This is a genomic window from Legionella longbeachae (assembly GCF_004283175.1).
Classification (GTDB): Bacteria; Pseudomonadota; Gammaproteobacteria; order Legionellales; family Legionellaceae; genus Legionella; species Legionella longbeachae.
In genome coordinates this window covers 47,220-59,717 of record NZ_RXNW01000013.1, presented here as the reverse complement: position 1 = coordinate 59,717, position 12,498 = coordinate 47,220, and the positions used below count along the sequence as shown (strand labels likewise).

Sequence of the window (12,498 nt, the reverse complement as noted above, 5' to 3'; positions counted from 1 at the left end):
TCATTTCCACCAATCGGTTCCCAGCGATGCAGGCGTCTTTGTCAATACATAGGGTAAAAAGGGGAGTGTGGTTGCAAAGGCAGCAGTGCCATAAGCCAAAGTCGACCAGGAAGGCAAATAGCGTGTCAGTGAGGATGGTGATGGTAGGTATCGAGTCAGCCAGGTAGAGAGGGTAGCAGGAGCAATATCAAACATGGCTGTATTTGCTGGATGACACGGTTCAAAAGTATGGTAATTGGGTAGATGGGGGATACTCCATTCCTGTCCTTTTTCTGAATGAGTCCCGCTTGGGATTTCTTGCATTTCTAAAATAACATTACCATTTTCATGTCCCACTTTCATAGATCCATCTCATGCAACAGCTTTGATTGAAAACTATCAAATCAGCGCTAACTGTGCAAGGAATTATAATTTTTTATTCAAACGCGTTGAAACTCCATAAATGAATGGTAGTAGCTCCAAACCTATTCACTGCGGGGGAGCTCTAATTTACAAGGTTCATGATTACTTCCAAATAGTAAATAATGTTATCAATTTTTATTTATTGTTTGCTATTTTGTAAATAATTATACTTATTCTTATTCTTATTCATGAATTTTGGAGTGGTTATGCGCATCCTAGTTATCGGTGGAACAGGAACTTTAGGTCAGGCGGTGGTCAAGGAATTATCATCACGACATGAAGTCGTAATTGCAGCCAGGCAAGATGGTGATGTCTTTGTCGATATAACAAAGCTACATTCGATAGAAAACATGTATAAAACTCTGGGGCGACTCGATTCAGTTATTTTAACGACCGGAACTGTTCATTTTGGTGCTTTGGATGAAATGACAGAATCACAATATTGCATCGGTTTAAATAATAAGCTTATGGGACAAGTTAATACGGTATTGCTTGGACTGCCTTATGTAAATAATGGTGGCTCATTTACACTAACTAGCGGTATATTAAACCGAGATCCTATTCGCTATGGTTCATCAGCAGCCATGGTCAATGGCGCCTTGGATGGTTTTGTTAAAGGTGCTGCAATTGAAATGTCGAGAGGCTTGCGTATTAACGTAGTTAGTCCAACCGTTTTAGAAGAATCGATGACTGATTACGCTGACTATTTTCATGGGTTTATGCCGGTATCTGCTGCTCGTGCAGCAATGGCATATTCCAAAAGCGTAGAAGGTAACCAAACCGGTCAATTGTATTGTGTGTGAAAATTAAAAAGCAGACTTAAAGTGCTCTCTTTAAGGATGCGAACCTCAAAACTTCTGGTTCGCAACCATATAAATCAACTAAATTTTAAATAAAATTATCTTCTTGCAATGTAATGAACAATTACTGCATTTTTCTGACAAATCAGTTTCACACTAATTTTCTAATAAATCCGGTATGGGACCTTTTTACTATTATTTTAAAGAAAAAAATGACTCAAGTTTTTGTGGGTCATTTTCCAATTCCTCTTCTGCAATCTTGGAAATTGCCGATGTAGTTGTTGTTATGGAGGCAGGCTTTGGAGCCATTAATCCAAAAAAATTCAAGTTTGCTGTGGATGTTTTCTCACTTTGATTTACTTGAGATAATTGATTTTCTTGCAGTTGGAAGTTATTTTCTAAAACTGGAATATTTTGATAAGCATTATCATTTTCTTTTGATGTATCCTCCTTCAGTTGGATATTTTGATGATGAGTCTCCGCTGCTGCTTCAATTACCGGTATTGGCCGATCTTTAGGATTTTCTATCCTTATCGTATAAGAAATATTTACAGTTTCTTTTTTTCTATTTTCAAAGTCTTTCCTTTCCTGAGTCGGCCTGAATCCATTGAATTCAACTTCTATTTTATCCAGTTTTTCTTCGGTTTTAACAAGTACGGTATTTGCCCCTGTTAAATCAGGAACACCTAAAAATTCTTTCGATGAATAACAATGAAAACACCCCATCAAGGCAAACCACTTTCCCGGATGTTCATTCATTTCTTTCTCTATGATTTTAGTGGCTGTGTAATTCATACTTTGAATACGGAAAGAGTCCCTGGTTATTCCTGTAACCAATCCATAAGCATATATCATATGATCCTTTTCATATTGTTCCGAATAGGTATATTCCGTATCGATTCCAACGATACGTATACCATATAGTTTGGCTGCTTTTACTAATTCTAAAAAATTATTTCCTGCCCGATAATTACATTCTTGGCACTCACAGTGTTTATCATGATTTACAATCTGTTCTGGCGAAATAAGAAATCCTCGATCTAAAGTTTCCAGACAAGTTTCAATTTTTTGATTTGAGGCAGTTGCAACATTAGGATCATATTCGTCCATTTCTTGTTGATCATCATAATATAAATGCTCTAGAAACATGGTGGTATATCCAGCTTCCTTTAGTCTTTTCATATTTTGAATTAAAAAATTTTTAGGTGCGCGATCTTCATGAAATTCACCTACAACAAAATTTGTTTTCAACAAATCTGAAAGCGTGTTTACCGTTGCATGATTTATTGGTTTACAATTCAGATAAAAGGCTCTTAATTTCTCCTCAAGAGAAGTAAGTGTTTTGGTTGGGGAAGTTCTTTTATAGAAAAATGAAGTTCGATTCTTGTTTTCTGGGGAGCCTGTAATTTCCAGAACAGCTTGTTTGTATTTGTTATCTTTCGTTTGATCGAAAGAGGGCCTGCAATGTTTGTTAAGTTTATATACCATAATTCACTTAGCCTTTAGAAGTTGTTTGTTTAAACAGTAGCAAAAAATAATGAGGGGAAGATTAGCTAAATATGAAATAAAAGATTGGGTCAGTAACTTTTGGAATAGGTAGTGTTATTCCCTGATTTAGCTGGATTTTAAGTTCCAAAGTTGGGCATCCAGCTATCTCATTTTTTGAATTAGGGCTCTTTGATGCATCGTAAGTTTCTCTTGCTATCCTTGGTTTAAGTCTTGACTGTTAGAATTTTACTTATTAAATAATAGAGTCTCTTTTTCAACTTCTTCCTTGTTCTCGATATTCTTTATACTGACATACCGGTCTTTGAAATGGTTGATGCTTTGACTCGACTTTAGGGGAGCAGTATTCCCTTCTTTAATGAGATAATCATTCCAAATTTTCCCATAATGAGGGGATGCAATAGAGTTTCTCTGAGTTTTGAGGCTCTCTAAATTACTGGGGTTTTTAATAGACAGACTCAATTGGTAAGCTTTATCCTCAACGCCAACTACTTTGGCCTTTTCTGTGACATCTTCACAGATTTTATGTTTATCTACTAGTTTGTTGTTCCTCTCGGATATTTCTCTCCAATATCCCGCCATGTTGATTAAATCACGGAAGGTGGGTGGTTTTTGATGTATAGCTAAAGCATTTTGGTATTTTTTGTTCCATTGTTGACCTAGGATTTCGGCTTCTTCCTTTGTGATGTTTTTGGTTTGAAGAATTTGCGCTAATTCAGAAACAGGATATTCTGGCATGTGAATGGTTTGTAAGCGTCGATTAAGCGCTTCACTGGCTTGGCGACGCCCGGATAGAGTTGCTGGATTTTGAGTGCCTAGAAGTATAAATCCTGGTTGCCTAGGGTGCTCTCCCGCATCATCTTTACCCATTAGAAGGTGATTTAAAAACTGTTCCATCATCGGTGAGCTATTGATTTCATCCATAATTACCACAGCACCCTCATGAAAGGCCTTCCTTAGGAGATCTTTCTTCTGTTTGATGGAGTACTCAGCTGGAATACGATAGAAATGGTTGCTGGGTTCATCCTGTGTGTCCAGCGATTCTTTATGACTCAGAGAGCATTCTTTTAATCCCCATGATCTGAGTAGATGTATGAGGAATTCGCTTTTTCCCACGCCCGGATTGCCTTCAAGTACAAGCCCTCCTAAACCGCCATAAAGCTGCGCAGGATTTGCTGAAAGGACTTCTTTGCGGCGTTGTTGACGTAATAAAAACAGCTGGTTTATTGATTGTTCAATAGGTAACCTGGACGCGGTGATGCAAAAGGAGGAGTGGCTAGAAGGCTCACTCGGTTTAATCAGCTGCTTTAGAGTTGTAAGTGGTTTAAAGTTCTGTTTAAAATCCTGTTGATGCTCTTGAGGTACTAACGGCAGTGCCAATTTATAGGCAAAATGCTTTACTGCTTCTTTAGGGTTTGCATTTTGATCAGTTTTTTCTTGATGTTCACAATAACTTCGGGTCAGCAAAGCCATCATCTGTAATTCTCTGGGTGAAATGAGAATTTTGGTATCAGAATAACGACATAAGGTATTGTATACCTCAAGGAGGTGTTGTTGAATGGACTCAATTACTTCTTTTTCTAAAGAAGAGCCCTCAAAAATTGGATTTAAGATACGCTCTTTAATCACCGAGTTAGGTAAAGGGGTAAATACAACAGCATTACCATGTTCTTGAAAAAGAGAGGGGAGAGTGCGTCCTTCCCCATAACTTAAAGGGTTTCCAGCAAATACGACTTTATGCTGTGGGCTTAGAACATGTACATTTCCCTTGTACAATAATGAGGGTGGTGTATTAAATAAGTCCTGGAACTCACTAAAATCACGTTGACCTATGTTCGCCTCATCAATAAAGAGAATCTGGTAGTGTTCGTTTGAACTGGAGTCATTGGCTTTCAACCATTCTTCTAGTGTGAAATGAAGTTTATGTTTGTCTCTACCGCAAAATTCTGATTCTATAAACGAGGTTTTACCTACTCCAGACAGTCCACTTAAAAAAACATAGGGGTTGTTTTTTAAGACCGAATTACAAGCATCAATTCGGTCTTGCATGAATGTTTGTGCACTAATTTGCTTGGGGGGACTGTTGCTTAAGGTGTGAAAATCACTTAAGTCAGATTTTGGATTTAAAGTAGTTGGCATCACAATAAGGTTACCTGTTGCATTAGGCTCGTTTCGTCGCTCATGGAGTAAAGCGTGTAATTCATCCATTAATGGAGCTGGTATTTGACCTTTTAGAATAACGACTTGCTTTTCTTTCAATGCCTTGATTAAAGCCCCTTCTTCCTCTTGAAACACTAGAGAACCTGTTTTAGTGTCTTTCAAAGTCAAGCGTTTGATTAAATCAGAAGCCTGCGCTTCAGAGACGTCAATGACGAGCGGATTATTGAACTGCTTGATCTGCTTGATCTGCTTTTGTGTTTCTTCTTTAGAGTGTGATACAGGATAAAACCTATCTCGAGCATCAACTACAGGCGTTTCTTCTATGTTGTGAATAGGGATTAAGAGTTTCTCGGGAAGCCTCACACCCTCCGCCAAATAGACCGTGAGTTTCAGTTTGGCTTCATCAGCTTGTGTTAGTAATTTTGCCCATTGATCCTCGCTAAGTGCTCTGCTGATGTTTAGCGTTAATTCTTTTCCCGGACGTTGAGCCGCCTCTTCAATCAAACCTTTCTGTTCAATTAATTGTTCGTTATCGCAAATATAGCGCTTAAAAAGATTATTAAATCGGGATGGATTTATCACTTCACCGGATCCTTGACCGCTATAGCATGTCAAGGAAGTTTCACTCAGTTTATTCCAGTTATAACCTGTTTGGTGGAGCAGCTTCAGGTTGCCAGGCAAAACAATGTTTTTTCCTTGGTGTTGGATAGATCCTAACACTAAGGCTTTTTGCCAAAAGGCTTGGTATTCAGCATTAGATTCTAATCCATTGTTTATTACCAACGTTTGCGGTATGGGGGTGGATTTTAACACTTTTTCTAAAAGTCCCTCTTTAAAACGAAAACCATCTCCATCAGGAACCCATTGTCCCAGAAGCTCTGTTTTCCAATAAGGGGAATGAAACAGATTTATGACGGCCTTGTTACCCACATCATGGTCAAGGTTGTGTTCTAATTGGGGTACAGGAGGAATGTCTTTGAACGCAGAGAGTTTATTCTGCATGCGTGAAGTAAAATCCGATTCATTATAACAATCTGGATTGGCACTGTTTCTAAAGCCTATGACTCGAAATTGAGTTTTACCTTGCTCCAAAGTATTAGGGACGGAATCCTTAAAGAGGTGGCGAAAAACGACACCATCTATGGTGGGATCTGGGTCTAATAAGCTATTAAACCGTACAAAATCACTATCTTTAAATCGATCATAATTAATAAGTAAGGTTGGATTTCTGTCTTTATTTTCCTTAAGAAAGTGATACAAAGGGCCACCAGGTCCTTTTTGTAGTTTTCCATTCTCATCGATGTAATCCACACTGCAAAGAAGATCTTCTGGTGAGTCGATAAGATAGACAGGATGTCCGCTGACTTTTGCTTTTTGAAAGACCTCAAGTTGCAACATCTGTGTTTTTGTATCCGTATTGCAAGAAATTAAAGTATTATTTTTTGCAGATAATACCTCCTTACAATACTGAGTTAAGTCTTCGTACTCTTGGGTCGGAGTACTTTGAGATTGTAGATAATCGACGCACCATTGTTCCAATTGTTTTTGGCTTTGGGTCTGTGTCTTAATGTGCTTTGAACGATTATCTTCTGTCGCTTTGTCAGGTGTTGAATCAGAAACCAACTGAGCAATCCAATTAGTGGCACTCGGACTCCTCTTTATCTTATGCATTTGTTCCGGGCTCAGATGTTCAATGCTTTTCTTCAGGGATTCTTCAAAGCTTAAGTTATCTCCATTGCAATAAGATTGTTTGTATTCTTTTAAAAGCTGTTTCGTAAAAATCCTTAACTCTGGAGAATGATGATTGATTCCCCAAAACCATGCAGGGATTCCATTTGTATCACGTAAGAAGAGGCCATCGGATAATTCGTCGGCAGAGAATTGAACATTTTTGCACTGAGATAATATATTATCCCTGTTCTGTACCTCACATAGAGTCAATAGTCCTCCTGTACTGAGAAAATGCTTAGATAGAGACAGTGGACTATTAGGTTTCATCACATGTGATTCAACCGTTAGATTAGCAGATCCTAAAGCAAGTTTAATTGTCTTTTTCAGGTCTTTATCAGACACATTTTTAGGTCCATTAATATAATTAGGGTCATAGACCGTCCAGGTGGTTTTTAAAGGAGGGGTGGGAGGTTCTAGTGCAATCGCATGCCAGGGATTATGAAGTACTATGGGTTGTTTCACTTGTTCAATCAGTGATTCTACCCATTTCTTCCCAAGATATATGGATGTTCGATGCTGCTTAAGTTGAACCCTATTGACGTAGTCTATGAGCTGATTAAAATCATTCTCAAGTTCTTTGGGTGGATTGGGGGTGTTTATAGGATCCCACTTTACAATTCGCTCAAAGAAGCCATTAAAATCCGAGAGATTTTGAATAAAATACGTAGATAAAGCAACGCACATTCCGTCTTGAATAGCCTGGACTAAAGTCTTATGTTGGTTAGGAGCTTTATTCATTAAATACTGCGAGAATTTTGCAACAATCATTCCTTGGTGATTGCCTGAAAAAGAAGTAGGGAAGGAGAATTCTTCTGATTTTTTAGGTATGAATGTTAAGAATTCTTTGACATTAAAATGAGAGTCTTCTGGAGAGGTTGCCCTATCTGAATTGTCTGAACAGTCCGAAAGAAACTTTTCGCTGCCGTTAGGATCAGCCTCTAGATACAAAATTTTTACATCTTCAAGTTCAATATTTGGAGCAATTCTTACTAGTTGTTCAAAGTGCTCTTCTGTAAAGCGATCATCTACAGAAAAAGATTTAAGATTAGTCAATCCTGATTGAATTGATAATAGATTGGTCAGATCTAATTTTTCAAACATGAATAAATCAAGTTTTTCAAGATTTGGTGCTGCACGCACTAGTTCGTGAAGTTCTTCTTTGCTTATAAAACTGTATCTTAAAATAAGTGACTTAAGCTTACCCAAACACTCTGGTTGGGATGACAATGAACCAGTCAGTTGTAATTTACCTGACCAGGATAAATTAAGTGTTTCAAGATTTGGAGCTGCGAATAGTAGCTCTTGTTTTGCGGTGACATAACTTTCCTCTAAATTCAGAGATTTAAGTTTAGCCAAGCATTGGGGGGGGAGAGAAAGTTGCGTTTTAGCACCAATAATTCGACACTTAGATAAATTAATGGTCTCAATATTTGGCGCTGCAAGTAATAATTGGCTAAGTTGTGCTGCGGTGATAGAAGTTCCACTTAAATCAATAGACCTAATATTTATTAAAGATTTTGGTAAAAGTGATGAAAAATCATCAGCTTCTCCAAGCTTGTTACAGTTCTTTATAACAAGAGTTTCAACATGGGGTGTTTTGGAAAGTAATTGACTTAATTGTGTTCCGGTTATAAGACTTCCAGTGAAATTAAGAGATCTTACTTGATCTGAAAAACTTAGTATAGGTGATAAAAACTCATTACATCGCCTCGCGAAATTCACGTCTATTTTTTTTGCAAGCATGTCATTGCTAATGGTTTCTAAGTTATTTTCCCCAGCTTGGATCGTAATGATTTTATATCGCTTCACACGTTTTAGATCCATCTGAACTGGTGGTATAACCTCACCATCCTCAGGGAAAATGTCATCAATAAACTGTGTTAATTTGGGGGAGGATTTCGTAAGTATTTCTAAGGCTTCTATCTTCGATGAATCATCTAGTTTTTTCCATATACTGGCATATATAGCTCGTTCTTGAGGTTTCTTATTATTCTCTAGAAGTTGGGAGACCCAATAATCATCCAGTAGCAATATCGAATTTTTAGTAAGACGATGATTTTGAACTGCAAGTTTGATAATACTGTCTGGATAGGCTTGAGTGATTGATTCTATAATTTCATTATTATCCAATTGCGATAGATTATCTTGATTCAGTGGGACAAGGCTTCCTTTTTGCCATAAGAATATAGGAAATTTTTGGTTTATAAGTTCGCTTAGTATGTTTTTCAGTTGTTCTACTTCATTTTTGGAGCGATAACTCAAGAAAATATCATTAATAATTAGATTCTTAGGTATAGATTTTTCATTTAAACTTCGAGATACCCAAAATTTTGGATCTTTTTGTCGAAGTTTATCACTATCAATCTCACCTCCTGATGGGATGGTTGAGTACGTTTGTTGCTCATCACTGTATTGGTAATAAAAGCATTTCCGCATAGTTTTGTCTATGAGGAGTTCAATTTTAGATGTACTCATTCTTTGCTCCTTAAACTGTATATTATTCAGTTTAACAAGCGGTAATTACTGCAATATGATATATGTATGAACATGTGAATGCTATTATTCCAGTTTGGAATAATAAGGCGGAAATCTAACCCAAATAAGGAGAAATTATAATTAAGTTAGTCTAGATTAAGCCTTTGATTTTGAAGTCAAAAAAAGATTAAAACACTATAAGAAGCATTATAAAGTAGTATAAAAAATGACAGACGGGTTTGTAACTGGAATGTGTCCCTGATGCCTTCGGAATAAACCTGATGTCCTTATTGGTAATCCCGATATTATTCATCTGGGCTGTATGGCTCATGCCAGACGTCCTTTTGCTGAATTGGCCAAACTTGCTAAAACAACAGGCAAATCTCATCAGGCCATGGCCTATTTTCAAAAATTATATGCCATTGAAAAAAGGGTAGTGCGTCAAAATTGTTGATCATACATTTCTGCCAAACTCAAATCGATTGATAAATAAACCAATAACGGTATCACGCATGAATTCAGATTTAGAAAAGCAAATTGTTTTTCTAGCTCATCTTTTGATACGAGTACGGGAAGTTAAAATTTTACGCTCTATTTTTTAGTATTACGTTTTCCCTCTTAGTGTTGCTTAAAAGGTAATAATTGTTGATAGGCACCTAGTCCATCAGTAAAATATTGAGTTATGTTGAATAGTTCCAGTTGGTGTTGTAATTGCTTGCAGGTCTTATCTGTTCGATCTCCAAATGTATAAGCAAGTATTTCGCTAGTGTAATGATTCAAAGCAAGCCACAATCACCGTTGATTTGACTTACCTCGTACGAAAGACCATTGCTTATCAAGTTCTAGGGCAATAGGCAATAGGCAATAGGCAATAGGTAATAGGTAATAGGTAATAGGTAATAGGTAATAGGTAATAGGTAATAGGTAAGTGTAAAATAGGTTGTTGCTCTAACTCAGCTTTTGAGGATAATAACTTTTTCCAATTTACCTTGAGCAAATTGCATGCTTTTTTTAAGTGTCGTAATCTCAGTGCCGATTGCTACTGATAATACCCTGGCTGTATCACGAATTCCTGAGCCATTTAGAGCTATATCTACTATTCGCTCTTTAACTCTTTGATCACAGGCCTTGTAACGATGCATTAATTGAAATGTCTTCCTGCAATCAGCTGTTCGGCAAAGATAGCGTTGTTCCCCCTGTTCCTGATTTCCTATACTTAACTACGCTCACCCCAGGGCGTTTTCATGACTTTTATTTGAGCAATAAATTTGTATAATTGCTCTTTTTAAAGAAGAGATGTTGAAATAGGATGTTAGCTGTAATCGAATATTTATCTACGATAGAAGACCCTCGTGATCAAGAAAAAATTGAATACCCGCTAAGTAGTCTAATATTTATTTCACTATGCGCGATATTCTGTGGTGCCGAGGGTTGGGATGATATTGTACTTTTTGCAGATAGTCGAAAAAAATGGCTATCAAATTATATCGATATGAGTAATGGGATGAATCTCATGGACGTTGTGTGCGTCGTCGTTATTTTGCATACCGTCTGCCAAAAACAATAAATACAGGCTCCCTTGTAGGAATAAAAAGCATCATCGCCACCGAAACCATTTCGTCAAAAACTAATGAAACAGCTATTTCTGCTGAGTGGCGTTATTATGTCACAAGTCATGAGACGGAGAAGTCTGATTTGCATCTCTATGTCAGAAATCATTGGTCTATAGAAAATGAGCTGCACTGGCATTTAGATGTTCATTTGAATGATGATGCAGATAAAAAGCGTGATGACACTACTGCTATCAATTTTTCCAGCATCAAGAGAATGCTATTAAGTCTCGTCAAAACAAAACTACCTCCAGGAAAAAAGAGAAGTGTACGTTCCAGGCTTAAGCAAGTAGGATGGGATACGGAATATCTGGTATCACTGTTATCAGCTTGAAACCTACAATCAGATGAATGTTACAGGCCTTCTAATTATACGCAGGGGATGGTCTATTTAGCTAAACTGCTTCAGATAGACCATTATTTTTTAGTTTTTTGATTTCAACGCAAATCATCAGCTTTTTCTGATTGACCATGGCCTTTTTTTTTCACTTAATTGTTGTTTTATTTTTAATCATGAAAACGCCCTGACTAAGCAACAAAGCCTAAATGTATCACTAGATGGTAAATATAATGAAGGGTGCCACTTTAATTTAAAATACTTAATGTATCAGCTATTGATAAATTAAAGGCTTATCAATAAACTGCCATCCATACTTAATGGAGTGAATAGAATATGGCTAATAAAAAACGTAAAGTATCGCTGGATGATTATGCATCCTGTTATCACTATTTTGAACGTGCCATTCAAGACAATCGATTCATGAGTGAAGAGACAAACAGTTATTTGAGGATAAAGGCATCTATTTAGTTAATGAGAACCATAAAAATTAAACTCACTCATCAATAAAATGAAGCCGGGAGTTATCTTACTTATGCAAGCCAAACATGAATTCATACTTAATGATGGTTTAGAAGGATTAAGAATTTATACTGTTATTTCTCTAGTGGCAGAACATGATGTCGAAAAAAAGTATAGTTTTTATCGTTCTACCGGAAGAAATTCTAAATACACTGACACCTGGTTCCCCTTTGCTGAAAAAGAGCCAATGCATATCAAGAAACCAAATGAAATACCAGGTTATCGGGTTATAGATAATTACCCACAAAGTTTTTTAGAGTTTACCAAGCAAGCATTTGACAGCCATACCTTAGCTTTTGAAAATGGTTACGATGAATTGTTACACCGATTTGGAAATTTTGAATGCTTGTGTGTTTCTTACCTCTTAAATGGAGGATATTGGGTTCATGATGATTCCAGAATACTCCGTGAATACCTTAGCCAAAATTATTCTCGGGAACTAGAAATTTTAACTACTAGTATTAAGAATTTTGATAGTTTTAAAAATCCCAGTGGTACAAGCGTTACTGGCCGCGAATTATACTGGAACTATCGACATAGATTTCATGATGAAAATTTAAATTATTCCCGGCAATTGTTTCATTATCCTGAAATACAGAGGAGTTTGATAAGTGGCAACAGCAATAATTCTCTACCTGTAGAGCTAGGTGAATCTATCAACAGTGATCCAATAAATTTAAATAGTTCTGCGGGTCATGACTCCTTTTTACCAATAAACCTAAGTATGCAAATTTTGGGAGGCTTTATCGCTGTACTTGGTGTGGCTGCAATAGCAACAGCACTCATTGTTTTAAGTGGAGTAACAGTGGGTATAGTTGCTGACGTGGGGATTGCCTCTGCGTTGATAGGAGCAGGACTATTTTCCATTGGAACTTTAAAACTCATTGAGCCAGGTGTAGATCAGGATTCAGTTACTAATAGAGAGTGTCGCATTTAAAATCGACTAAACGGCAGC

The 12,498-nt window shown here is 37.0% G+C and carries 10 protein-coding genes and 1 pseudogene; 6 read left to right on the top strand and 5 right to left on the bottom strand.

Features of this window, described 5'->3' with window-relative positions; genetic code table 11:
• Complete coding sequence (locus tag EKG34_RS13585; protein WP_003631817.1) at positions 1-342, bottom strand: hypothetical protein; 342 nt, start codon at positions 340-342, stop codon at positions 1-3.
• Between the two features lie 266 nt (positions 343-608).
• Here EKG34_RS13585 and EKG34_RS13580 point away from each other — a divergent pair, with 266 nt between their 5' ends.
• On the top strand, positions 609-1,205 hold the full coding sequence (locus tag EKG34_RS13580; protein ID WP_003631815.1) for a short chain dehydrogenase: 597 nt from the start codon (positions 609-611) through the stop codon (positions 1,203-1,205).
• Between the two features lie 192 nt (positions 1,206-1,397).
• Here EKG34_RS13580 and EKG34_RS13575 read toward each other — a convergent pair whose 3' ends face one another.
• Positions 1,398-2,690, bottom strand: coding sequence for a membrane-targeted effector domain-containing toxin (locus tag EKG34_RS13575; protein ID WP_003631814.1), 1,293 nt, complete (start codon positions 2,688-2,690; stop codon positions 1,398-1,400).
• Positions 2,691-2,936: 246 nt separating this feature from the next.
• On the bottom strand, positions 2,937-9,074 hold the full coding sequence (locus tag EKG34_RS13570; protein WP_012979054.1) for a hypothetical protein: 6,138 nt from the start codon (positions 9,072-9,074) through the stop codon (positions 2,937-2,939).
• Between the two features lie 289 nt (positions 9,075-9,363).
• On the opposite strand from EKG34_RS13570, the gene EKG34_RS13565 reads away from it, so the two are divergent.
• Positions 9,364-9,528 (top strand): IS66 family transposase, encoded by a 165-nt coding sequence (locus EKG34_RS13565; RefSeq protein WP_412755506.1) that lies wholly within the window; start codon positions 9,364-9,366, stop codon positions 9,526-9,528.
• 164 nt (positions 9,529-9,692) lie between these two features.
• Here EKG34_RS13565 and EKG34_RS19000 read toward each other — a convergent pair whose 3' ends face one another.
• Together EKG34_RS19000 and EKG34_RS13555 are read right to left on the bottom strand one after the other, a co-directional pair.
• The gene (locus tag EKG34_RS19000; protein WP_158304178.1) at positions 9,693-9,854 is read right to left on the bottom strand and encodes an IS1 family transposase; all 162 of its coding nucleotides are present in this window, start codon (positions 9,852-9,854) and stop codon (positions 9,693-9,695) included.
• A gap of 173 nt (positions 9,855-10,027) precedes the next feature.
• A complete protein-coding gene (locus EKG34_RS13555) occupies positions 10,028-10,216 on the bottom strand; it encodes an IS1-like element transposase (RefSeq protein ID WP_049774975.1) in 189 nt (62 codons plus the stop codon).
• Positions 10,217-10,383: 167 nt separating this feature from the next.
• Here EKG34_RS13555 and EKG34_RS18995 point away from each other — a divergent pair, with 167 nt between their 5' ends.
• The 4 genes and pseudogenes from EKG34_RS18995 (at position 10,384) to EKG34_RS13540 (ending at position 12,480) form a co-directional block, all read left to right on the top strand.
• Positions 10,384-10,641: a transposase family protein gene (locus EKG34_RS18995; RefSeq protein WP_080619790.1), complete on the top strand. Its 258-nt coding sequence runs from the start codon at positions 10,384-10,386 to the stop codon at positions 10,639-10,641.
• A pseudogene (locus EKG34_RS13545) lies at positions 10,590-11,018 on the top strand (ISAs1 family transposase); the annotation flags it as partial. The gene EKG34_RS18995 and the pseudogene EKG34_RS13545, both read left to right, overlap by 52 nt.
• Positions 11,019-11,357: 339 nt before the next feature.
• Positions 11,358-11,492 (top strand): hypothetical protein, encoded by a 135-nt coding sequence (locus EKG34_RS18860; RefSeq protein ID WP_003631807.1) that lies wholly within the window; start codon positions 11,358-11,360, stop codon positions 11,490-11,492.
• 64 nt (positions 11,493-11,556) lie between these two features.
• A complete protein-coding gene (locus tag EKG34_RS13540; protein ID WP_003631806.1) occupies positions 11,557-12,480 on the top strand; it encodes a hypothetical protein in 924 nt (307 codons plus the stop codon).
• Positions 12,481-12,498: the final 18 nt, after the last annotated feature.